Here is a 22,539-nt window from a genome sequence, read left to right on the forward strand (position 1 = left end):
GCCCCAAAATTGCCCGCTGTCGCCGCGGCCGATCGCGGGTCAGCCTGGAGGGTTTAGTCCTGGAGGGGTTAGTCGTGGAGGGGTTCGCCCGTGGTCCGGTGGTCCGCGTGGTTAATGGTCTCCCGGATCAGCCGGACGAGGTGTCCGTCGTGCAGCGAGTAGATGACATGCCGGCCGTCCTTCCGCGCGTTCACCATCCCGCTGAGCCTCAGCTTGGCCAGGTGCTGGCTGACCACCGTCCGCGGAACAGCGGCCGCATCCGTGAGTTCGGTGACGCTCCGGGGGCCTTGCGCAAGCTGCCACAGCAGATGCAGGCGCGTGGGTTCGGCCAGCATCCGCAGCGTGGCGGCGGCATTTTCCAGCAGCTCCGTGCCGGGTGTCACGGGGTGGACGAGCGAGGGCCCATCAGTGCCGGCGCTGAACGGACTGCTCGGCTGGCTGCTCAATGGCCTGCTCCTCGGTAACGGCGTCGCCCGGCCCGGAAGCGGTCTTCCGGGGCCAGGACAGGAAGGCTCCTGCACTGCCAAGTATCGCAAGGATTGTCAGCGCCGCGGCAGCCCAGCCCAACCCGGCGGCAGCGCCGATCCAGCCCGCCACCGGATAGCTGAGGAGGTAGCAGGCATGGGAGAGCGAGAACTGGGCCGTGAAAACGTACGGGAGCGTGTTCTCCGTGGCAGCTTCCCGTAGCAAGCGGGAGGACGGCGTGGTGACGGCGGACGTGGCGGCTCCGAGCACAACCCACAGCCCCAGCAGCGGCCACCAGGCCGCGCCCTCCGATGCCAGGAACATCACCGCGGCGGCGCCGGCCAGCGCCGGCGGAATCAGGGCGGCGCCGGTCAGCATGACGGCACGATCGCCGAAGCGGTCCAGGATCCTCGGGACGGTCAGGGCGACAGCCATGGACCCGGCACCGAAGCAGGCAAGGGCGACGGCGAGATCGGATCCGGGACGGTGCAGGACGTCCCGCACGTAGACCACGGTATTGACCAGCACGAGGGCCGTCGGCGCGGCCACCGCCAGGTTCAGTGCCAGCAGGGACCTCAGCCTCCGATGGCGCCAAAAGATCCGCGTTCCCAGGGTGGTCCGGTGCCACAAGGACGGCCAGGCTTCACCGGGCGCGCCGGGCCGGGGTACGGCCGTAACGGCAACCAGGGTCGCGGAGATCAGGAACCCGGCCACAGTGCCGATGAACAGCTCGTGGTAACTCATCACGGTCAGCAGCATCGCGGCCGCGGCCGGGCTGACCAGGGCTTCCAAGTCGTAGGCGAGCCGGGACAGCGAAAGGGCGTAGGTGTAGTCCCGGGGATCCTTCAGGATGAGCGGGATCAACGACTGGAACGCCGGGGTGAATGTTGCGGACGCGGACTGAAGCAGGAAGATCACCGCATAGATCTGCCACGTTTCCGTGATGAACGGCAGGCACAGGGCCATGGCCGCCCGGACCAGGTCAGCCCCGATCAGCACCGGCTTCTTCGGCAGGCGGGCCACGAGGGCGGTGATCACCGGGGCGAGGCCAACATAGGCCAGCATTTTGATGGTGAGGGCAGTTCCCAGGACGGCCCCGGCGTGGCTTCCGGCAAGATCATAGGCGAGTAGCCCCAGGGCGATGGTCAGCAGGCCCGTCCCCGCCAGGGCTACGATCTGGGCGCCGAACATTCGCGCAAAGACTCTGTTCCGAAGGGCCGTCAGCATTTCACATTCCTCAAGTGCACACGTGCACCAGTGTGCACACTTGAAGTCTAGCCCTGCGGCCGCGGGAACACCCGCCTCAAGAACCGGCCTAGCGAGACACGGGCTTGTGATCGCCGCCGCGCATCCGGACAGCGACCACAATCCCGGACACCCCGGTCAGGACGGCGACGACGGCGACCGCCGCGGGAATGCCAAAGGCATCGGCGATGATGCCGGACAACAGGGCACCGACGGCGAAGCCGCCGTCGCGCCACAGCCGGTAGATCCCCACCGACCTGGCCCGCCATTCGGGGTGGGCAACGTCGCCGATTGCGGCCAGCAATGTTGGGTAGACCATGGCAGTGCCTGCGCCAAGCAACACTGCCGCGGCCAGCCAGGTTTCGAAGCCTGCACCGAAGGCCACCATGCCGAGGGCGATTGCCTGCACCAGCATGCCGCCGACGATCAGGGGCTTGCGTCCGATCCGGTCCGACAGCGCGCCAGTCACCAGCTGGCCGGCACCCCATACGGCCGGGTACACGGCCGCGAGGATGCCGATGCGTTCAATCGTCAATCCGGCGGCCGCAAAGAGGACGGGGAACAGGCCCCAGGCCAGGCCGTCATTGAGGTTGTTGACCATGCCCGCCTGGCTCACGGACGATAGCGACCTGTCGCGGAAGCTTGTCAGCGTGAACACTTCACGGTTGCCCAGCTGCGCGTGCGCCCCCTCATGGACTGCCACGTGGCCGACGGCCTCGGCCCTGGCGTGGTGATGGGTCTCCCGCACGGAGAACACGGAAAGGCCCAGGCCGACGGCGATGAACGCAGCGCCCAGCAGGAAGGGGCCCGGACGCAGCCCGTAGGTGGAGGCGATGTAGCCGGTGGCCAGTGCGGTCCCGGCGACGCCGAGGTAGCCGGCCGCCTCGTTGAGGCCCATCGCCAGGCCGCGGCGAGAGGGGCCCACGAGGTCCATCTTCATCATCACCGTGGTGGACCAGGTCAGTCCCTGGCTGATGCCGAGGACGACGTTGGCCGCCACGATCCACCCCCACGACGGCCCGAAGATCAGCATCAGCGGCACGGGCAGCGCGATCAGCCAGCCTGCCACGAGGACCGGCTTGCGGCCGTAACGGTCTGACAAGGTGCCGGCGAAGTAGTTGGTGGCGGCTTTGGCCACGCCGAACGCCAGGATGTAAGTCAAGGCACTGGTGTACAGGTCCTGCTTGAAGACTTCTCCTGCAAGCAGGGGCAGCACGGTCCTCTCCTGCCCCAGCGTTCCGCCAACCAGGGCATTGACTGCCACCAGCATCATGAACTGGGCAAGGTTCTGCCGCAGGCCCAGGGTTATCGCATCACTGGCGCGGGGGCGCCGCTGCGGGAAGGGACTTCCGGATGTCATGGTTTGGTTCCTGGGGATGGGGCAGCCCACTGACTGGGCGCGCAGCGGAGGTGGGCAGCGAAGGAGAATTGGCGCCGCGCGACCGCCGGGCATCCCGCCCCACAGCGTAATCACGCCGTTCGAAAGGGCCGACGGCGACTGGGGACAGCCCGGGTCTCAGCGGGCTTTTCGCCGCCGGCCCCATAACAATTTTAGGAGATTACACCCCGCCGCGTGCGAGTGGACGCTACCCGTTTTCCCTCGGTTCCGTCAGGCAGACTTGGTCCCGGCCACGCGGCCGGCTGCACGGGCGGAGCGGTTCCGCCACCAGCGGCGGACGAGGTCAACCATGGCCAGGAGTCCCGCGAGCGGCGACAGGACGGCGGCGGCGTAGACGAAGAGCAGCCACGTGAGTGTTGCAATGGGCGGCTGGTTCGTGCTGAGAAGTGACAGGCCGCCGAAGAAGGCGACCGTCCAGAAAAGCACTACACCAAAGAGCACCGCCGCAGCAGGGAAATACTCGTTTGTCACTACGGTCATCACAGTGTTCAATGCTCTTCCTCCTGACTCGTTTGGCGCCGGACATCACCGCGTCAATCTCAGTATGAAGGCAGCGAATGCAGGATCCCGGCAGGACGCAGAAAGCGTGACGAAAATAACCTCGGCCCACGCCCTGGCCCGCCTTGCCAGAGCCTTTTCGCCGCCGCCTACACTGCCCTTTGCGCCTCCAGGGCGGCCAGCGCGGCGCGCAGCCGGGCGTCGGCGTCGTTTGCCACGTCCTGCACCTCCGGACTGCCGCTGAGTTGCACCATGGTCTGCGGATCTATGGCCTGGATGGTGGTCACCTCGGCATCCTTGCCGCGGCGCACCACCACATTGCACGGCAGCAGCGCGCCAAGGTCCGGCTCGGCGGCAAGCGCACGGCTGGCCAGGGCAGGGTTGCAGGCACCCAGGATGACGTAGTCGCCAAGCGCGTCGGCGGCTTCGGCGCCGAGCTTGGCCTCGAAGGTCGCACGGACATTGATCTCGGACAGAATGCCGAAACCTTGTCCGGCGAGCGCTTCTCGCGTCCGTTCGACGGCGTCGCTCCAGGACAGCGGGACGGTGACAGTGTGGGTGTAGGTCATGGGGTCTCCTATTTTTTTGACGAATGGCTTTGCATCGGCGGTTGGCGGCTTGAATGCGGGTCAGGCCAGGGACAGGAAGAGCTTTTCCAGGTCCCTGGTGTTCATGCTTGCGTCCTTGCGGACGATGCATTGCTCAAGGCCGCTGGCAATGATGGCAAATCCCGCACGGTCCAGCGCCTTCGAGACGGCAGCGAGTTGAGTGACGATGTCCTTGCAGTCGCGCCCTTCTTCCAGCATTCGGGTCACCGCGGACAGCTGCCCCTGGGCTCGCTTGAGCCGGTTGATGACCGGGATGAGGTCGGTTGAATCGAGTTCCATGATGCCTCCGATAAGGGGTTGGTTGAGTCCAAGACTATACCCCCGGGGGTGTTTTTGACTACCCCTGGGGGTATCTGTAATACTCGGTGGGGTATCCAGCTTTCGGCTGATTCGCTTTGAAAGGACATCCATGACACGCCCCTCCGCCTCCGCTTCACCAGCCGCCCCCTCAGTCACCGCCCTGGACCCGCAAACGCTGCAGAGCTGGTTTCAGGAACACAAGGACCTCGTGGTGATCGACGTACGCTCGGCCGCAGAATTCGAGTCCCTGCACATCCGCGGTTCGTACAACGTTCCGCTTCCGTTGCTTTCCGAGCACACCGACGAACTTGCCGCCCGTCTCGGAAGCCGCGTTGTTCTCGTCTGCCAGTCCGGCGCACGGGCAGAGCAGGCACGGCAGCGACTCGGCGGAGCAGGCATCGCCACCGCCTATGTCCTGACCGGCGGCGTGCCGGGCTTCGCGGCCGCCGGCGGCGACGTTGTCCGCGGCAAGGCCCGCTGGGACCTGGAGCGCCAGGTCCGCCTCGCTGCCGGGTCCCTAGTGGTGCTGGGACTGGCCGGCGGGAAATTCGTCTCGCCCAAGATCCGACTGCTCGCGGGCGCCATCGGCACGGGCCTGACCTTCTCGGCCGCGACCAATACCTGCGCCATGGGCCAGGCGATCTCGGCTATGCCATGGAACAGGGCGGCGAAGGAGCCCACCCGCGAATCCGCCATCCTGCAGCTGCCCGCCGCGGTGGAGCAGACCGATCAGGGCCGGACACAGGCGGCATGATTCCAGCCTTGGCACTGGGGCTGCTCGTCGGGATTGTGCTCGGGGTGGTCGGGGGCGGCGGGTCCATCATCGCCGTCCCTGCCCTGGTCTACGGAGTGGGCCTGAGCCCCGCGGAGGCCATCCCTGCCTCCCTGCTGGTAGTCGGCCTCTCTTCGCTGGCGGCACTCCTGCCCCGGTTCCGCGAAGGCATCAACTGGCCCGTTGTCCTACTGGTCGGCGCCGCCGGCATTCCGGCGGCGTGGGGAGGCGCGGCCGTGGGTCGCCTCCTGGATCCGAACGTATTGATGCTCGCATTCGCGGGCATCATGGTGGTTGCCGGCATCCGCATGCTGATGCGCACCAGCGAAGTAGAGGGAACTTGCAGCACCGGACCCGCCCGGGCCTTCCGCTCCTGCGCCCCCAAGGCGGTCGGAGTCGGACTGCTGGTCGGCTTCCTCACCGGATTGTTGGGAGTCGGCGGCGGATTTCTCATCACGCCGGCCCTCACCCTCTTCCTGGGGCTGCGCATGAAGCAGGCCGTCGCATCGTCCCTGGCCATCATTGTCATCAACTCCGCGGCAGGCTTCGGGGCCCACGCCGCCGGCTTCACCATCGAGTGGTCAACGGTCCTGGCCTTCACGGTCCCCGCAATCCTGGGCTCACTCGCCGCAGCGCGTCTGGCCCGTTTCCTCAAGGACAGGCACGTCCGCGTCTCGTTTGCTGTTCTGATTTTCGCCGTCGCCGCCTGGGTTACGGCAAGCACCGTCACAGCCTGACCGGCATCCGCCGATCCGGCCCCCGTCCCGCAAAAGGAGTACCCGAATGGGCTTCATCAACTCGCTGAAGAAGGCTTTCAGCAAACCCTATAAAACCGTCTCAGTGGCCGAAGCCAAGGAGCTCCTCGCATCCCGGGCGGTACTGATTGACGTCCGTTCCGCGCAGGAATGGCGGAGCGGACACGCACTTCAGGCCAAGCACCTGCCCCTGGACAGACTGCAGACCGGCGCAGCCGGCTTGCAGAAGGGCCGGCCAGTCGTCGCGATGTGCCAGTCGGGAGTCCGTTCGGCGTCAGCCGCGCGGCTGCTCGCCAGCCAGGGCTACGAAGCGTATTCGCTCCGCGGCGGCATCGGGGCCTGGCGCCAGGCCGGCGAACCGGTCCGCTGAACACTCAACCCACACTCCGGAAAGGAACCCCGCCGTGGCAGAAATTACCGTCACCGAAACCGAGCTGCAGCGCGCCAGCGCCCAAATCCTCGACGTCCGCGAAGACTTCGAAGTCATCGAAGGCATGATCCCTGGCGCCCTGCACATCCCCATGGGGCAGCTGCAGGCCCGCCTGTCCGAGCTGGACCCCAATGTTCAGGTCATTGTGGTCTGCCGCAGCGGCAACCGCAGCGCCCGGGTGGCAGATGCCCTCAATGCCGCCGGATTCAGCGCGGACACGATGACCGGCGGCATGATCGCATGGAGCCGCGCAGGACTCCCCACCCGCTCCACCAGCCACAAGTAAGGAATTCAGCCATGGCAACCATCGACATCACGGAAGAATCGCTTGCCCGGACGCTTGAGGACAACGACATTGTCTTCATTGATTTCTGGGCCGCCTGGTGCGGCCCCTGCCGCATGTTCGCCCCCACCTACGATGCCGCCTCCCGGAAGCACCCGGACGTCACCTTTGCCAAGGTGGACACGGAAGCGCAGCAAGGCCTCGCGGCCGCTGCCGGCATCACGCCCATCCCCACGCTGATGGCTTTCCGGGACAGGACGCTGGTTTTCTCCCAGCCGGGCGCCCTCAACGCGGCAGGGCTGGAACAGGTGATCCAAGGCATCAAGAACCTGGACATGGCCGCAGTCCGTGCGCAGGCGGCGCAGCAGCAGTCCTGACGAATAGCCGTCAGCCGATGCGCAGTATTTCACGTACCCGCGCAACCCGCTGAGGGTCAAGGAACCACGGCGGCAGACCGTTTGCATATACCCCCAGGGGTATTATGATTTTGAGTAGACCAACGGGGAACCAGCCAGGAACCCCTCAAACTTTCACGAAGGAGAGCCCCATGCTTCTCGAGCGCATCTACGATGAAGACCTCGCCCAGGCCAGCTACCTCATCGGTTGCCAGCGGAAGGGTGAGGCAGTTGTTGTCGACGCCCGCCGCGACATCGACACCTACCGCTCCCTCGCCGCGGCCAACGGCATGAAGATTGTGGCTGTCACGGAAACCCACATCCACGCCGACTACCTCTCAGGCACCCGCGAACTGGCTGCCGCAACGGGCGCCAAAATTTACGTCTCCGGCGAAGGCGGCCCGGACTGGCAGTACGGATTCGACGGCGAGCGCCTGTTCGACGGGAGCAAGATCACCATCGGCAACATCACCGTCCAGGCGCTGCACACCCCGGGGCACACGCCGGAACACCTGTCTTTCCTGATCACGGACGGCGCGTTCAGCTCCGAACCCGGCTACCTGCTTTCCGGGGACTTCGTATTCTCCGGTGACCTTGGCCGTCCCGATCTCCTGGACGAGGCCGCAGGTGGCGTGGACACCCGCTTCGAAGGCGCCAGGCAGCTGTTTACCAGCCTGCGTGACAAGTTCCTCACGCTGCCGGACTTCGTCCAGGTCTACCCGGGGCACGGCGCCGGCAGCGCCTGCGGCAAGGCCCTCGGCGCCATCCCGTCGTCGACAGTCGGCTACGAGCGGCTGTACGCGTGGTGGGGCCCTTACCTGGCCGCCAACGACGAGCAGGGCTTCATCGACGAACTGCTCGACGGACAGCCCGACGCGCACGCCTACTTCGGCCGCATGAAGCGCCAAAACCGCCAGGGCCCTGCCGTCATGGGCGAACGCGCCCCGCTCACGGAACTGGACACGGCCGCCGTCGTCCGCGACCTGGCGGCGAACAAGGTGACCTTCGTGGACACCCGCCCCAACACCGAGGTGCACCAGGGCACCGTAGCGGGCGCCCTGAACATCCCCGCCGGCAAGTCCGTTGCGAGCTTCGGAGCATGGGCCTTTGACCCTGAACGGGACAGCCGCCCGCTGGTGCTGCTGGCGTCGGGACAAGAGCAGGCGCAGGCGATGTGGGACCACCTGGTCCGCGTCGGTATCGACAACGTGGGCGGCTACGTGACCAGCATCGACGGCCTGCCCGCAGCCACACCGCGCCTGATCCAGCCCGAGGAACTCGAAGGCTTCGACGCCGCGGTTGTCCTCGACGTCCGCAACCGCACCGAACACACGGCCGGGCACATCCCCGGATCCAAACAGCTCAGCGGGGGCCGGGTCCTGTGGAACCTGGACCAGCTCCCCACCGGCGGCACCGTCGTGACCTACTGCCAGAGCGGCGTCCGCAGCTCCGTGGCGGCCAGCACGCTGCGCCACGCCGGGTACGACGTCGTGGAGCTCGACGGCAGCTACGCCGCCTGGGCCGCCCGGGAAGCGTCGCTGCAGTCGGCTTCGGCCCGCTAAACCCGGCGCCCGGCCGGAACCGCCGAAGGCCCCCGCACGGATATTTTCCGTGCGGGGGCCTTTTCCGCGGGGACACCATCGCGTCTAGTGGAACCCGCCAGTAGCATGGGCGAATGAGCCAAGTCACATGCGATCTGACCATCTCCCTTGACGGCTTCCTCGCCGGACCGAACCAAAGCCTGGCGGAACCGCTCGGCGAGGGCGGAGAGGTCCTGCACAGGTGGCAGTTCGAAGAGGCCGAGTCCAACGCAGCGGCGCGCGAAGGCATCCTCGCCGCGGGCGCCTTCATCATGGGACGGAACATGTTCGCAGGCCCCGGGCCCGGGGCCTGGAGTGAGGACTGGCGCGGATGGTGGGGCGAGGAGCCGCCCTATCACGCACCGGTATTCGTACTCACGCATCATCCACGCGAACCCCTGGAAATGCAGGGCGGCACCACGTTCAACTTCGTGACCGACGGGATCGAATCGGCCCTGGACCAGGCGCGGCTTGCCGCCGGCGGCAAGGACATCGCCATTGCCGGCGGAGCACAGACCGCCCGCCAGTACCTTTCAGCGGGACTGATCGACGAGCTGCGGCTCCACATCGCGCCGATCATCCTGGGAGCAGGCGAGCGGCTGCTGGACGGCGTCGGGAACCTCAAGCTGGAGCCGACCGAAGTGGGCGGGACCAGCCTCGTCACCCACGTGCGTTACCGGGTAAGCCACTGAAGCGCTGGCCCGTAATCTCCGGACGCCAGTTAGCGGATGTTGCAATGCCCTTCGAATACGGTCTTGTGATGCCTCTCCTTATCGCTCCGGACGTCAGTTACCAATCCTCCTGGCTGGAAGGATCCGCAGACTTCGGCGGCGCCCGCCGGGACGGCGGCGGCGCGGAGGGCTGGCCCCTGGAAGAACTCAGGGAGGCCGGGGTGTTCCGCCGCTTTGTCGACGCGCTCGTCAAGGATGCATTGCCGGAGACTCCGCGGAAGACCGGGCACGTGCCCTGCACATACTTGTGGATCGTAGAGGGCGGCACATTCCTTGGCTCGCTCGCCATCAGGCACGAACTGAACGATTTCCTCCTCAACGAGGGCGGGCACATCGGCTACAGCGTACGGCCCTCCGCCAGGCGTCGCGGCCACGCAGCCAGTGCGCTGGCCGACGCCCTGCCGATCGCCCGGGAATTGGGAATCCCCCGGGTTCTCCTCACCTGCGATGTCAGTAACGCAGGTTCCCGGGCGACCATCGAAAAGAACGGCGGCGCCTACGAAGACACGCGTAACGGTAAGCGTCGCTACTGGATCGACACCGCCTAACCGGACGCACCTGGAGTGAACTGGAGGGGCCTGTGATCCAAGCAGGCTTCAGCTTCAACGTGTGGAACCACGTCGGAGGAACGGCACTTGGCGCAGAGTGCGGAAATATCCAATGTCAGGGCCAGGGTCTACACTGAATCTATCGAACATATATTCGAATAAAGGTGTGTTGTGGGCATAGTTATCGGTCCCCGTGTGATAGATGCGGGCACGTCCCTGCTGTCAGTGCTGATCTCTCCAGTGCCGGTCGCAGCGGGCTATCCCTCGCCGGCGCAGGACTACTTTGACGGCAGGATCGACCTCAATGAACACCTCATCAAGGACATCACCAGCACCTATATCGTTCGGGTGTCCGGGGATTCGATGGAAGGGGCCGGGATCAGCGACGGCGACGAACTGATCGTCAACCGCGCCCTCCGCCCCAAGGACGGTTCAGTGGTCATCGCCGTCCTGGACGGCGAGCTGACCATCAAACGGCTCAGGATCACAGCCTCCGGAGTGCTGCTTCAGGCGGACAACCCCCGCTATCCGGACCTCCGCGTTCCAGCGCTGTCTGACCTGGTCATCTGGGGCGTGGCCACGCGGTGCCTGCACCATGTCTAGTGCGCGGGACATTCCGGCAACGGACGCGATCAGGCAGATCGCCTTGGTGGACGTCAACTGCTTCTACGCATCGGCGGAACGGGCATTCGACCCGTCGTTGGAAGGCCGCCCGCTGGTTGTCCTGTCCAACAACGACGGCTGCGCGGTCACCCGGTCCCCGGAAGCCAAGGCACTTGGAATCAGCGTGGGGGAACCATGGTTCAAGATCGCTCCGCGTGCCAAGGAATGGGGGCTGGTGGCAAAATCCAGTAATTATGAGCTCTACGGGGACATCAGCGCCCGGGTCATGGAGCTTCTGGGCCGCTATTCGGCCTGGCTTGAGGTCTACAGCATCGATGAAGCCTTCCTGGGCGTCAAAGGCACTCCGGACGAACTCCTGCGGCTCGGCCAGACCATCAAGGCCGTTGTCCGGCGCAACGTGGGGGTCCCGGTCTGCGTGGGGATTGCCGGCACCAAAACCATCGCTAAGCTGGCCAACAAATGGGCCAAGAACAACCCCGGCCTCAGCGGCGTATGCCATTGGGACGCCATGCCGGCACCTGCCCGCGAAGCGCTGATGGCCCGGCTGTCCGTCATTGAGCTCTGGGGCGTGGCCGGCCGGCTCACCAAACGCCTGAACGGCATGGGCATCCATTCCATCCTGGACCTCGCCCGCGCCGATCCCGTAAAGATCCGGGACCGCTTCTCAGTGGTGCTGATGCGCACTGTCCTGGAACTGCAGGGCACCGCGTGCATCCCCTTGGAGGAAGAGCGGATCGGACGTGACCAGCTCATCTTCAGCCGGTCGTTCTCCACGCCCCTCACCACCGCGGCGGACCTTCGGCAGGTCATGAGCGTCTATGCCCAGCAGGCCAGCGCCCGCCTGGCCAAGCACGGCCTGCAGGCCAAGGTCCTCACGGCCTTCGCCGGCACGTCGCACTACAACCCCCAGGACACGTCCTACCCCACCGTCTGCGTTACGCTGCCCATGCCCACCGCGGATCCCGTGCTGCTGACCCGTGCCTCGCACACCCTGCTGCCCCGGATCCAGGAAGGCACCAAGTACGTCCGTGCGGGCATCATGGTCACCGACCTGAGGCCCACGGGTCGGCAGGCGCCGCTGCCGGCATTTGCGAACCCCCACGAGGAGCGCGGCATCGGAACGCTGCTGGAAGAGGTCAGCCGCCGGTACGGCAGGGGTTCCGTGGGGCTGGGCCACGCCGGCATCCGCGGAGGTCCGGACTGGTCCATGCAGCGCACCATGCTCTCACCCAGATACACGACTCACTGGGACGAACTTCCCGTCGTCAAAGCAGCCTGAGTACCCGCTGTTACACTCTGCTCATGATCGGGCTTCCCTTCGCGGGAGATGGGCTTGTGCACGGCGTCCTGACAGGGCTGGGAATTGTCGCAGCCCTGTTGTTTTACGCCTATGAGAAGCGCCGCCGCGGACTTACCGATCCGCGCCTCTGGCCCATCGCGGGCTTCGCCGTCGCCTTCGGAGCCATCGGCTCCCGCGTCCTCACGTGGGATGTTTCCACGCAGGTTTCCCTGGCGGACTGGTGGGGCAACGGCGACCGCAGCATCCTGGCAGGCCTGGTGGGTGCATGGTTTGGCGTCCATCTGGGCAAACGGCTCACAGGCTACCGCGAGTCCACCGGTGACCTGCTCGCACCCGCCGTCGCACTGGCGATGGTCCTCGGACGGGTCGGCTGCCTCCTCACGGAGCTGCCGGGTACTCCGACCGGGGGCGCCTGGGGAATCGCACTCACCCCGGCGCAGGCTGCGCTGCTCGGCGGACCCTCCGGGGCCGGGCTCCATCCGTCCTTTGCCTACGAAATCGTCTTCCATGCTGTCGCGTTCGCCGTCATGTGGCGCTTTCGCGATCGCCTCGCACACCGCGGTGACCTCTTCATCTGTTACGTGACCGCTTACGCGCTCTTCAGGTTCGGCGTGGAGTTTGTCCGCGGCAACGAGGTGCTCTGGCTGGGAATGAGCCGCCCGCAATGGTTCCTGCTGGCGGTCCTGCCCCTGTTGATCTGGCGCATGCGGCGGGTGTTCGGGAAACCGGTCCGTCCTGAGTTGAAAGGAAGAGTGGCATGAGCGAGGACAACCCTGACGTTCCCCCGAACCCGCCCCCGCACCAATCTCCGCCTCCGCCTCCGCCGCCTAAGCATGGGACGCCCCAGGAGCCGGCGGGAGGATCCATGGCGCTCGGCGTCGTCCTTGGCGCCTTGGTGCTCTATGTGGTCTATGTCGGATCCCTCATGGCCGTCGGACCCTACGCTTTGGGCTCTTTCGGCCTCGGAGGCCTGGGCGCGTTCATTCCGATCGTCCTCTATTTGCTGGTCGCTATCCTGCTGGCCATCCGGCGCCGCACGTCGCGTTTCGGCGCGGGGCTTCTGATTGGCCTCGGAATTTTTGTCCTGTTGGGCGGCGGGCTCTGCGTCGGCGCCCTAACCCAGATGGGAGGCCTGAGATGAATCCGTCACCTTTTGCTTCGGGACGGGCGCTGCCCGGCCCCGGCCAGCCGCTGCGCGGTGACCGCATCCACCGGTATGTCACGGCGTTCTGCCCCCGCTGCCACGAGACCAACCCGCCGCTCGCCCAGGTGCGGCGCCTGTCCGGGGTGCTGCTTGTCCGTGACGACCGCGTGTGGCTCGAACGCGGCTGCCCCGACCACGGCCTGGTGCGCACCCTGTACGACGAATCCCCCGAAATCCTCAGGTATCTGGAGAAGTGGCAGGCACCCACCAAACAGCACATCCCCGACCAGGCGGACAACTACCGGCCGGTACCGGAGGCGTACGCCTATGGCCTTCCGGCCATGCAGACACAGCACACCTGCATCCTGCTGCAGGACATCATCGAGCACTGCAATCTGCGCTGCCCCACCTGCTTCACCTCCTCCGGCCCGCAGTTGCAGGGGGTGGCTCCCCTCACCGAGGTACTCGCGAACGTCGACGCACGCCTTGCCCGGGAGAACGGCCGCCTTGACGTGCTGATGCTCTCGGGCGGCGAGCCCACGCTCTACCCCCATCTCGCCGAGCTGTTGGAGGAACTCGTCGCGCGGCCGATCGTCCGGATCATGGTGAACAGCAACGGCATGTTGATCGCGACCGACGACGAGCTGCTCGCCTTGCTGACCAAGCATCGCGACCGGGTGGAGGTGTACCTCCAGTACGACGGCCCCTCCAAGGAGGCGTCGATCCACCACCGCGGCGGTGATCTGACCCGCTACAAGGATGCGGCAATCTCGCGCCTGTCCGAGGCGGGCATCTTCACCACCCTGACCATGACGGCAACCCTCGGCGTCAACGACGGCGAGGTGGGTGACGTCGTCATGCGCGCCCTGGAAACCCCGTTCGTGGGTGGAGTCGCCCTGCAGCCCGTGTTCGGTTCCGGACGCGGCCACGGCATCGACCCCCTGGACCGGCTCACCCACACGGGCGTCCTTGCCCGGCTGGCCGGGCAAACCAACGGCGTGGTCTCGTGGCATGACCTGACGGCCCTTCCGTGCTCGCATCCGCACTGCGCGTCCGTGGGCTACATGCTGAAGGACGACTCCGGGGTCTGGCGCTCCCTGACCGCCCTCATCGGGCACGACCAGCTGCTCGCCTGGCTGGAGCTCAACCCGGACAGCATCGCCAACCGCATTGCCGACAGCGCGATCCCGCTTGAACTGCGCAACCTCATGAAATCATCTCTGCTCGACCTGCTGAGCGAACAGTCGTCGCTGTCCCACCCGCGGACAGCGGACCTCTGGAAGAATATCTGCACGCAGTGCGACCTCGGCATCGGCACGCTCACCACCTTGGCGGCCGGCAAGCTCCCGGGCCAGCAGCAGCGGCTGCGCCGGCTCCTCGCCGAACGCGTCACCCGCATCATGGTGAAGCCGTTCATGGATATTTCCACCATGATCGAGGAACGGCTCACGCAGTGCTGTGTCCACGTGGGAACCAAGAGCGACGCCGGTGGTCACCAGTGCGCCCCCTTCTGCGCAGTGCAGGCGTGGCCGGCCCTGTCCAGGCAGCGGATGAGCACTGCCACGGGTCAGCAGCTGCTCCCGGTGCGCCAGCTCTAGGACGAATTAGGGAGGATGACGATGAGTTCCGATTCGGACGCCCGGCGCATCGCAGCCGGGCCGCTGCCATCGCAACTGGTGCCGCACCGGGACGGCGCCCCGCCGGATGCCGCCCCGTTCGATCCGCTCCGCCTCTGCATCTTCGCCACGATCGCGTTGCTGGGCTGGCTGACCGGCCCCGTGGCCCTGGCCGTGTTCGCGGCCATCGGGTTCGCGGGCTACTGGAAAGCACGCCGGAGGGGCCTGAAGAAGTCGAACTGCTACCTCCGCGACACCAGGCTTGTGCTCGGCTATCTGGGCCTTCTCCTGGCCGCCGGGCTGTGGGGGATCTATGCGCTGGCGGCACAGCTGTTTGGCATCTGAACAGGCGTCCGGCCTAGGCAGCCAGCGGTGACCCGAACATTTCGGCAGCGCGCCGCAGGAGGTGCTCCGGAACGTCCGCTTCGCCGCCGCGCTCCGTCCGCCCCAGGAACACGGCCGTGCCACGGGCGGCATCGGACAGGTCGAGCCCCGCCTCGCGGATGAGTTCGGCCGCCCGGATGTTCGGCGGCAGGTTCATCAGGTGGCCTTCAGCGTTGAGGTAGACGTGCCAGTCGCCGCGGCTGACGGATTCAAGGTGTCCCCCCACCAGCTGCTGAAGGGTGTCGGTCGTCGCATCAATGGTCACGGTTCTCAGTGCGTCACCCAACCGGACCGGAATGACCAGTGCAGTACATGTAGTGCTCATTTTTCTTTCCTCATACTGATAACTGAGATGCCGCTCAATCTGTTCCCACCCGCGGCTGGATCCCGACAAATATGACAGGATCCGAAACGATAATGACTTGCCCGTAATGCGGACAGCCTGTGACTAGCCAAGAGGGGCCACCATCCCCCATGCTTGCTCCATGTCCTCAATGTCGAGCCCGTACCGGATCATCGCGGTCTGCACCGGAAATATCTGCAGGTCCCCGATGGCCGAGCTGATGCTGGCCGAGGCCTTTGCAGCAGCGGGGCTCGCCGGTGCCGTCGTCGTGGATTCCGCCGGAACCACGGCCTATGAGGCCGGCCGCCCCATCGATCCCCGGGCCGCCCGCAAACTGGCAGCCCATCAACTCGCCTCGGACCGCCACATTGCGCGGGAGTGGCGCCCCGAGTGGTTCCGCGACCGCCAGCTGATCCTCGCCCTTGACGTGGACCACTACGGCTGGCTGCGCGCGACGGCACCCGACGGGGAGGCGCTGGCCCGGATCCGGATGCTGCGCAGCTTCGATCCGGCAGTGGCCGGCCGCGACCTCCTGGACCAGGGCATCGAAGACCCCTGGTACGGCGGCCATGCCGACTTTGACGTCACGTGGGACCTCATCAAGGCCGCCGTCCCCGGAATCGTGGGCCATGCCCGGCAGGAACTCCAGCAACAGAACTGGTCCGGGCAGCAGGTACGCTCTATTTCATGACCCCCGCACCCGTGATCATTGCCGTCGATGGCCGGTCCGGCGCAGGAAAGACCACCCTCGCGATCGAACTTGCCGCCCGGCTGCGGGAGCACCACAAAGTCTCGCTGTTCCATCTGGAGGACGTCTATCCCGGCTGGAACGGGCTGGCGGCGGGCATCGAGCGCTATGTCACCACTGTCCTGGCGCCCCTGAGCCGCGGCGGTGCTGCCGACTGGGTCAGCTGGGACTGGGAGAAGCACTACGACGGCCCGGCGCGAACCACACTGCCGGCAGAGATCGTAATCGTGGAGGGCGTAGGTGCCGCCGCGGCCTCCGCCCGTCCGATGCTGGACGCCGTGATCTGGTCGGAGTCTTCCGACGACGACCGCCGTACCCGGGCGCTGGCGCGCGACGGCAGCACCTACGAACCCTTCTGGGACTTGTGGGCAGCGCAGGAGGATGAGTGGCTGGCAACGGATCCGGTGCCGGACCACGCCCAGATCCGGGTGCTGAACCGGGCCGACGGCACCGCCCCGGACGACGTCCTCCAGGCGCTGCTGCACCTGCCGGCCCTCGCTGCCGTGTTGTTGCCGGAGCTCTCGGCACGCCTCGGCCTTCAACTGCATGCCGAGCGGCTGGACTGCGTGCCTGATGCCGCGCGGCTCTTCCACACCCTCTACGGCCGCTCGCCGCACGCCGTGTGGCTGGACTCCTCGCTTCGGACGGAGGGACTGCCCGCCGAACGCAGCCGCTTCAGCATTCTGGCCGACGACGGCGGGAGGTTCGGCCAGGACGTCCGGCACCGTTCCGGCGTGACCCGGCTGACCATCGGCACCGCCACGGTGGCCACCGCCGGGCCGTTCTTCCGCTGGCTCGACGGCGTCTGGGGCCGCCGCGCGCTCCGGCCGCCGGAGGGCTACGCCTGCGAATTCACCCTCGGCTGGCTGGGCTATCTGGGCTACGAACTCAAGCGCGAAACCGGCGGCAGCGACGTTTCGTCGGAAACCCCCGACGCCGCCATGATCTTCGCCGGCCGCGCCGTGGTCCTGGACCACCGCGAAGGCAGCGTGTGGCTCCTCGCCCTGGAGGCCCCCGACGCCGCGGAGTGGCTGGCACTCGCCCGCTCGGCGGTGGCGGCGGCAGCGGCTGCCGGGCCCACCGGAGACACCGTCGGCACTGCAGGCACGGGCCCCGTCGTCGCGGGCGGCGCCATGGGCACCGGAAGCAAGCCTGCTCCCGCGTTCACGGGCCGCGACACCGAAAGCGCCTACAAGGTCAAGATCGCCGACGCGCAGCATGAAATTGCCGAGGGGAACACCTACGAGGTCTGCCTCACCACCGCCGTCAGCGCCGTCGTTCCGGCCAATCCGGCCGACCCCGCCGGACCGGACGCGCTGGACGCCTGGGCGACGTACCTGGCCCTGCGCCGGAAAAACCCGGCGCCGTTCGCCAGCTACCTGCGCTTCGGCGAGCTGACGGTCGCCAGCACCTCACCGGAGCGTTTCCTGCGGATAGCGGCCGACGGCGGCATGCGCGCCGAGCCGATCAAGGGCACCCGTCCCAGGGGCTCGGAACCGGCCCGGGACGAGGAGCTGCGGCGCCAGCTGGAGTCCTCGCCCAAGGACCGGGCCGAGAACATCATGATCGTGGACCTCCTCCGCAACGACCTGAGCCACTTCGCCATAGCCGGATCAGTCACCGTGAGCAGGCTCTGCGCCATCGAAAGCTACGCCACGGTCCACCAGATGGTCAGCACCATCGATGCGAAGCTGAAGCCGGGGCTGCCGCGTGCCGAAGCGGTGGCCGCATGCTTCCCCGCAGGGTCCATGACGGGGGCGCCGAAGATCAGCACCATGGCCATCCTGGACCGTCTGGAAGAGGTGCCGCGCGGGGTTTATTCGGGCGCCATCGGCTATTTTTCGCTGAGCGGGGCGATGGATACGGCAGTGGCCATCCGGACCCTGGTGATTAGCGCCGACGGCGCGGGCGGCGCAGAGCTGAGTCTCGGCGTCGGCGGTGCCATCACCGCGGATTCATCCCCGCAGGAGGAATATGACGAAATCCGCACCAAGGCGTACGGAGTCCTCTCTGCGCTGGGCTCGGAGTTTCCGCCAGACTGACCTGCGCCAGGCTGGCCCTATTGCAGCGTGGCCGTGAGCCGGGCGACGTTGTCCACGTATTTGACGGCCATGGGCCGCTGCATCCAGTCCTCGAGCGTCAGCTCACGGGAGATGCCCCGGTACGTGTCCTCCACGGCGCGCATCTTGGCCACGATGTCGGCGCCCAGGAGCATCACCGAAACCTCAAGGTTCAGCGAGAACGACCTCATGTCCATGTTGCTGGACCCCAGGACGGCCACTTCGTCATCGATGGTGAAGTGCTTGGCATGCAGCACAAACGGCGCCTTGTACAGGTAGATCCGCACGCCGGCTTCCAGCAGCGCCTCGTAGTACGACTGCTGGGCGTGGTGGACCAGGAACTGGTCCCCCTTTTCCGAGACGAAAAGTTCGACGTCGACGCCCCGCTGCGCCGCCGTCGTCACCGCATAAAGCAGCGAATCATCCGGGACGAAGTACGGGCTGCAGATGGAGATCTTGTGCTGGGCGGAGTAGATGAGGGTGTTGAAAAGCCGCAGGTTGTTCTCGGTGATGAAGCCGGGGCCGCTGGGCACGGCCTGCGCGGTCACGGCACCCGGCGCCAGCTCCGGCTGGTGAGCCAACTGGTCCTCCAGGGACTCGTCCGTTTCGCTGAGCCAGTCGGTCGCGAACACCACGTTGAGCGTGGTGACAATCGGTCCGCGCAGGCAGGCCATGAGCTCCACCCACTCGCGCCCCACTTTGCGGTGCCGGGGGTTGTTGTAGGAGGGCTCGATCAGGTTCTGCGAGCCCGTGAAGGCAATTTCGCCGTCGATCACCATGATCTTGCGGTGGTTGCGCAGGTCCGGACGGCGCCACTGGCCGTGCACCGGACGCAGCGGCAGCATGGGCCGCCACTGGATCTTGCTTGCCTCGAGGCGCCTGATGAGCTTCCGGTAGCCCTTGATCCGCAGGGTCCCGAGGTGGTCGAACAGCACCCGGACCTGGACGCCGCGCTCCGCAGCCTCTTCCAAGGCGGTGAAGAGGTCGTCCGTAATGTGGTCCGTGCTCATGATGTAGAACTCGGCGTTGACGAACTCCTTGGCCCCGCGGACGGCGGCGGCCATGGCCTTGATGGAGTCGGGGTATCCGGGCAGCAGCTCCACGCTGTTGCCGTCCACCATGGGCAGTGAACCGAGGGTCTTGTTCAGTTCGGCTGCCGAGGCCACCCATTCCGGGCCGTCGTAGTCGCTTTCGACGGCGGCCAGCTGGGACGTCCCGGCGCGGACCCGCTTGTTCACGGCATCCTGCTGGGCCCGGCGCTTGCGGGAGAGTTTGAAGTTTCCGAACAGCAGGAACAGGATCAGGCCGAGAGCGGGCACAAAGAAGATTCCCAGCAGCCAGGCCATGGCCGTGGTGGGGCGGCGGTTGCCGGGGATGATGCCCAGCGCCAGCACCCGGATGATCAGGTCAACAATGCTCAACGCCAGCACGAGCCAGTAAGGCGCGGTGCCCACCAGCGGAAACGGCCACAACACAGACAGACTCCCACGGTTACTTCCCCCGCCGGACCGGTTCCGGAAGGCATCCAGCACAGCCTATCCCGCGGCTGGCGTCCGGGGCCGAGGATAAGCTGGAGACATGACTCATGCTGCCCCGGCCACCGTGCTCGTATTCCTTGATCCCAGCTTCGACGACGGCCGGATTGCCGATGCTTCGCAGCCGCAGCTGATGGCCACGGACCAGGGCGCCACCCGGGGCGACGGCGTCTTTGAGTCCATGCTGGCCGTGGGCGGAAACCCGCGGAAACTGGACGCCCACCTGCGGCGGCTGCAGGGTTCGGCCACCGCCCTGGAGATTGACATCCCGGCTGAGGACGCCTGGCGCCGGGCCATTGCGACGGCGGTCGGCGAGTACCGCTCCCAGCACCCCGCCGCCACTCCGTCAGAGGACGAGACGGTGGTGAAGCTGATCTGCACCCGCGGCGCCGAGGGCGGAGCAGCCCCCACGTGCTGGGTCCAGGCTTCGCCGGTCCCTGCGGCGGGCCGGAGGCAGCGCGAAACCGGGATCGACGTCATCCTGCTGGACCGCGGCTACGACAGCGAAGTGGGCGAGCGCGCGCCATGGCTGCTGCTCGGCGCCAAGACGCTCTCCTACGCGGTGAACATGGCGGCCCTGCGGTACGCCCACCACCAGGGGGCGGACGACGTCATCTTCACGTCGGCCGACGGCCGTGTCCTCGAAGGCCCCACGTCCACGGTCCTGCTCGCTCACCTTGACACGTCCGACGACGGCGCCGGCGGCACCCGCACGGTGCGCCGCCTCATCACGCCGCAACTGGACAGCGGCATCCTGCCGGGCACGTCACAGGGCGCGCTTTTTGCCGCCGCCAAGGCCGCGGGCTGGGAGCTCGGCTACGGCCCGCTGGAACCTCGGGACCTCTTCGACGCCGACGCCGTCTGGCTGATTTCCAGCATCCGGCTGCTGGCCCCCGTGAACCACATCGACGGCAAGGAAATCGGCACGCCCGCCCTGCGGAAACAGCTGACCGACGAACTCAACGAGCTGTTCGCCACCATCGGGTAGATCCCCCGCCCCCGTCCTCCCAACGCTCTCTCACTTCTCGGCGCCTTCCCCCGAACGCTTTCTCACGTGGTCTGCGGCTGCTCGGGCCGCCGCGTCGATGCGGGTGCAGTGCGCTGCCCATTCCTCCGGAGTACGCGTCGTCAGGTTGGGGTCCCCGGGCCGCTGGCCTGCTGAACCATCGATGAGCTCACGGAGGATGTCCGCGTGGCCCAGGTGGTGCGCCGTTTCCACGCACATGTGCACCAGGATCTGGTGGAGGGACACGCGCCTCCGCTCCTCCGGCCACCACGGCACTTCCCCTGGCGCGTCCAGCGGCAGCGCGTCGATGGTGGCGTCACTGTGCGCTGCGGAGAACTGGTGGAGCTCAATGATTTGTTCCCGGGTCTCATCCGCGGCTGCCCACAGGTCGGCGTCGGGCTCGGCATTCTCGTCAAGCCACGGGAGGTCCATAGGGGCGGGCCGCCCGAAGACCTCGCCGAGATAGCCGAGTTCCACGCTGGCCACGTGCTTGACCAGGCCGATCAGGTTGGTACCTGTGGGCGTCAGCGGCCTCCGCACGTCGTACTCGTCCAGTCCGTCGAGTTTGGCCAGGAGGTTCGCCCGCCGGGTGCGCAGGTAGCTGTGCAGAATTGCCTTGTCATCCATAGCGGGCACTATACCGACGCTCGCTCATTTCCCGCGGTCATCACGCACGCTCGAGCGTCCCGGCCACCAGGAAGTGCGAGAGGGTTTAGTTTGCCGGGCCGCCGGATCCCGAGGTGAAGGCTTCCTCGTCGGCGGAGGTCCGCCAGGCTGCCCAGTCCAGGGGCTGCACCGAGGGCCGTCCCAGGAGGTACCCCTGCCCGAAGGCCATCCCAAGGTCCATGACCGCGGTCAGCTCGGCCTGGGTTTCGATCCCTTCCGCAACAAGGTCCGCGCCGATCTGCCGGGAAAACTCCACCATGGCCGCACCCAGGGTTCTCTGGCCGGCCGCATGGTCGATTCCCGCGATGAGGTTGCGGTCGAGCTTGATGATGTCCGGGCTGAGGTGCTTGACCTGGCTCATCGAGCCGAAACCCGCCCCTGCGCCGTCAACAGCCACCCGGAGCCCGCGCAGCCGGAGCGGCGCAAGTGCCTTCACCACAGGCTCGTATTCGTCCTCGGCAAGCCGCTCTGTCAGCTCCACAACGATCCGGTCCACTGCCAGCTGCGAGTGCTCCACGAACGCCCGGAGCCGCGGGTCAAGGCAGGTGGCCGGGGACAGGTTGAGCGCCACATAGACGTTCCCCGGCAGTTGCTCTGCGGCCACCAGGGCCGCCTGCAGCGCTGCAAATTCAAGGTCGGGGCCGAGGCCCACGGCCGCGGCCTCGTTGAACCAGTGGTCGGCGCTGGCGCCGTCGTCGCTAACAAATCGGGTCAGTGCTTCAACACCGATGACGTCACGCGTGGACAGTTCGTGGATGGGCTGGAACGCGGTGAGGAGCATCCTGTCACCGAGAATGGCCTCTATGCGGCGCCTGCTCCGGCGGGTGAACAGCGTTGTAGCGCCGTAGTCCTCATCGGGCACGGGCAGGTCGGGGCTGGGCAGGTTCTCCTCGGAGTCGTCCGACTCCTGGTCCGTGATGCTGCGCGTAGCCATCAGGTGTTCCAGGAGGGCGCGTTCGGGATTACCCGGGTGCGATTCCATCCGGCTGCGCAGCTGCTCGCGCGCCCACTCGCTCTGCGGAGTGGCGTCATCCAGTACAGACTCGATGATGTTCCACGCCTGGCCACGGATCGTCGGATCACTCACGTCCGAAGGCGGGATCG

Annotated in this window: 27 protein-coding genes; 17 read left to right on the forward strand and 10 right to left on the reverse strand. The window is 66.8% G+C overall.

The window, feature by feature from the left end; all coding sequences use genetic code 11:
• Positions 1–68 precede the first annotated feature (68 nt).
• The 6 genes from BS38_RS0111415 to BS38_RS0111440 form a co-directional block, all read right to left on the reverse strand.
• Positions 69–446: an ArsR/SmtB family transcription factor gene (locus BS38_RS0111415; protein WP_028270919.1), complete on the reverse strand. Its 378-nt coding sequence runs from the start codon at positions 444–446 to the stop codon at positions 69–71.
• Positions 406–1,692, reverse strand: coding sequence for an MFS transporter (locus tag BS38_RS0111420; RefSeq protein ID WP_028270920.1), 1,287 nt, complete (start codon positions 1,690–1,692; stop codon positions 406–408). The genes BS38_RS0111415 and BS38_RS0111420 overlap by 41 nt, the downstream gene beginning before the upstream one ends.
• Before the next feature lie 88 nt (positions 1,693–1,780).
• Positions 1,781–3,070 carry an MFS transporter gene (locus BS38_RS0111425; protein WP_043438420.1) on the reverse strand — a complete coding sequence of 430 codons (1,290 nt, stop codon included), beginning with the start codon at positions 3,068–3,070 and terminating at the stop codon, positions 1,781–1,783.
• A gap of 249 nt (positions 3,071–3,319) precedes the next feature.
• Complete coding sequence (locus BS38_RS0111430; protein WP_231511214.1) at positions 3,320–3,589, reverse strand: hypothetical protein; 270 nt, start codon at positions 3,587–3,589, stop codon at positions 3,320–3,322.
• 167 nt (positions 3,590–3,756) lie between these two features.
• The gene (locus BS38_RS0111435) at positions 3,757–4,176 is read right to left on the reverse strand and encodes a DUF302 domain-containing protein (protein WP_028270923.1); all 420 of its coding nucleotides are present in this window, start codon (positions 4,174–4,176) and stop codon (positions 3,757–3,759) included.
• Between the two features lie 60 nt (positions 4,177–4,236).
• Positions 4,237–4,494: a metal-sensitive transcriptional regulator gene (locus BS38_RS0111440; RefSeq protein ID WP_028270924.1), complete on the reverse strand. Its 258-nt coding sequence runs from the start codon at positions 4,492–4,494 to the stop codon at positions 4,237–4,239.
• Between the two features lie 130 nt (positions 4,495–4,624).
• Between BS38_RS0111440 and BS38_RS0111445 the strand changes: the two genes are divergently transcribed.
• From BS38_RS0111445 to BS38_RS0111510, 14 genes are all read left to right on the forward strand, one after another.
• Positions 4,625–5,269: a rhodanese-like domain-containing protein gene (locus BS38_RS0111445; RefSeq protein ID WP_028270925.1), complete on the forward strand. Its 645-nt coding sequence runs from the start codon at positions 4,625–4,627 to the stop codon at positions 5,267–5,269.
• Positions 5,266–6,024 carry a sulfite exporter TauE/SafE family protein gene (locus BS38_RS0111450; protein ID WP_028270926.1) on the forward strand — a complete coding sequence of 253 codons (759 nt, stop codon included), beginning with the start codon at positions 5,266–5,268 and terminating at the stop codon, positions 6,022–6,024. The genes BS38_RS0111445 and BS38_RS0111450 overlap by 4 nt, the downstream gene beginning before the upstream one ends.
• Before the next feature lie 46 nt (positions 6,025–6,070).
• Complete coding sequence (locus BS38_RS0111455; RefSeq protein ID WP_028270927.1) at positions 6,071–6,412, forward strand: rhodanese-like domain-containing protein; 342 nt, start codon at positions 6,071–6,073, stop codon at positions 6,410–6,412.
• A 34-nt stretch (positions 6,413–6,446) separates the two neighbouring features.
• Positions 6,447–6,758 carry a rhodanese-like domain-containing protein gene (locus tag BS38_RS0111460; protein WP_028270928.1) on the forward strand — a complete coding sequence of 104 codons (312 nt, stop codon included), beginning with the start codon at positions 6,447–6,449 and terminating at the stop codon, positions 6,756–6,758.
• An 11-nt stretch (positions 6,759–6,769) separates the two neighbouring features.
• Complete coding sequence (locus tag BS38_RS0111465) at positions 6,770–7,132, forward strand: thioredoxin family protein (protein WP_028270929.1); 363 nt, start codon at positions 6,770–6,772, stop codon at positions 7,130–7,132.
• 170 nt (positions 7,133–7,302) lie between these two features.
• Positions 7,303–8,712 (forward strand): MBL fold metallo-hydrolase, encoded by a 1,410-nt coding sequence (locus BS38_RS0111470; protein WP_028270930.1) that lies wholly within the window; start codon positions 7,303–7,305, stop codon positions 8,710–8,712.
• Positions 8,713–8,825: 113 nt separating this feature from the next.
• Positions 8,826–9,422, forward strand: coding sequence for a dihydrofolate reductase family protein (locus tag BS38_RS0111475; RefSeq protein WP_028270931.1), 597 nt, complete (start codon positions 8,826–8,828; stop codon positions 9,420–9,422).
• Positions 9,423–9,490: 68 nt separating this feature from the next.
• Positions 9,491–10,009 carry a GNAT family N-acetyltransferase gene (locus BS38_RS0111480; protein ID WP_028270932.1) on the forward strand — a complete coding sequence of 173 codons (519 nt, stop codon included), beginning with the start codon at positions 9,491–9,493 and terminating at the stop codon, positions 10,007–10,009.
• 171 nt (positions 10,010–10,180) lie between these two features.
• The gene (locus BS38_RS0111485) at positions 10,181–10,612 is read left to right on the forward strand and encodes a LexA family protein (protein ID WP_028270933.1); all 432 of its coding nucleotides are present in this window, start codon (positions 10,181–10,183) and stop codon (positions 10,610–10,612) included.
• On the forward strand, positions 10,605–11,912 hold the full coding sequence (locus BS38_RS0111490; RefSeq protein WP_197024935.1) for a Y-family DNA polymerase: 1,308 nt from the start codon (positions 10,605–10,607) through the stop codon (positions 11,910–11,912). Before BS38_RS0111485 ends, BS38_RS0111490 begins: the two co-directional genes overlap by 8 nt.
• A 23-nt stretch (positions 11,913–11,935) precedes the next feature.
• Positions 11,936–12,694 carry a prolipoprotein diacylglyceryl transferase gene (locus BS38_RS0111495; protein ID WP_028270935.1) on the forward strand — a complete coding sequence of 253 codons (759 nt, stop codon included), beginning with the start codon at positions 11,936–11,938 and terminating at the stop codon, positions 12,692–12,694.
• 104 nt (positions 12,695–12,798) lie between these two features.
• Positions 12,799–13,074 (forward strand): hypothetical protein, encoded by a 276-nt coding sequence (locus BS38_RS0111500; RefSeq protein WP_231511215.1) that lies wholly within the window; start codon positions 12,799–12,801, stop codon positions 13,072–13,074.
• Complete coding sequence (locus BS38_RS0111505) at positions 13,071–14,675, forward strand: radical SAM protein (protein WP_051628860.1); 1,605 nt, start codon at positions 13,071–13,073, stop codon at positions 14,673–14,675. Before BS38_RS0111500 ends, BS38_RS0111505 begins: the two co-directional genes overlap by 4 nt.
• A 21-nt stretch (positions 14,676–14,696) precedes the next feature.
• Positions 14,697–15,038: a hypothetical protein gene (locus BS38_RS0111510; RefSeq protein ID WP_028270938.1), complete on the forward strand. Its 342-nt coding sequence runs from the start codon at positions 14,697–14,699 to the stop codon at positions 15,036–15,038.
• A gap of 13 nt (positions 15,039–15,051) precedes the next feature.
• Here BS38_RS0111510 and BS38_RS0111515 read toward each other — a convergent pair whose 3' ends face one another.
• Complete coding sequence (locus BS38_RS0111515; RefSeq protein WP_028270939.1) at positions 15,052–15,402, reverse strand: DUF3846 domain-containing protein; 351 nt, start codon at positions 15,400–15,402, stop codon at positions 15,052–15,054.
• A 160-nt stretch (positions 15,403–15,562) separates the two neighbouring features.
• On the opposite strand from BS38_RS0111515, the gene BS38_RS0111520 reads away from it, so the two are divergent.
• Positions 15,563–16,111 carry a low molecular weight protein-tyrosine-phosphatase gene (locus BS38_RS0111520; RefSeq protein ID WP_028270940.1) on the forward strand — a complete coding sequence of 183 codons (549 nt, stop codon included), beginning with the start codon at positions 15,563–15,565 and terminating at the stop codon, positions 16,109–16,111.
• Positions 16,108–18,210 (forward strand): chorismate-binding protein, encoded by a 2,103-nt coding sequence (locus BS38_RS0111525; RefSeq protein WP_028270941.1) that lies wholly within the window; start codon positions 16,108–16,110, stop codon positions 18,208–18,210. Before BS38_RS0111520 ends, BS38_RS0111525 begins: the two co-directional genes overlap by 4 nt.
• Positions 18,211–18,227: 17 nt before the next feature.
• Here BS38_RS0111525 and cls read toward each other — a convergent pair whose 3' ends face one another.
• A complete protein-coding gene (gene cls / locus BS38_RS0111530) occupies positions 18,228–19,703 on the reverse strand; it encodes a cardiolipin synthase (protein WP_028270942.1) in 1,476 nt (491 codons plus the stop codon).
• Between the two features lie 103 nt (positions 19,704–19,806).
• Here cls and BS38_RS0111535 point away from each other — a divergent pair, with 103 nt between their 5' ends.
• Positions 19,807–20,751 (forward strand): aminodeoxychorismate lyase, encoded by a 945-nt coding sequence (locus BS38_RS0111535; protein ID WP_028270943.1) that lies wholly within the window; start codon positions 19,807–19,809, stop codon positions 20,749–20,751.
• A gap of 30 nt (positions 20,752–20,781) precedes the next feature.
• Here the strand turns inward: BS38_RS0111535 and BS38_RS0111540 are convergent, their stop codons facing one another.
• Positions 20,782–21,396 (reverse strand): DinB family protein, encoded by a 615-nt coding sequence (locus tag BS38_RS0111540; RefSeq protein WP_028270944.1) that lies wholly within the window; start codon positions 21,394–21,396, stop codon positions 20,782–20,784.
• An 85-nt stretch (positions 21,397–21,481) separates the two neighbouring features.
• Complete coding sequence (locus BS38_RS0111545) at positions 21,482–22,522, reverse strand: EAL domain-containing protein (RefSeq protein ID WP_231511216.1); 1,041 nt, start codon at positions 22,520–22,522, stop codon at positions 21,482–21,484.
• Positions 22,523–22,539 lie beyond the last annotated feature (17 nt).

This window comes from Arthrobacter sp. UNC362MFTsu5.1 (genome assembly GCF_000685965.1).
GTDB lineage: Bacteria > Actinomycetota > Actinomycetes > Actinomycetales > Micrococcaceae > Arthrobacter.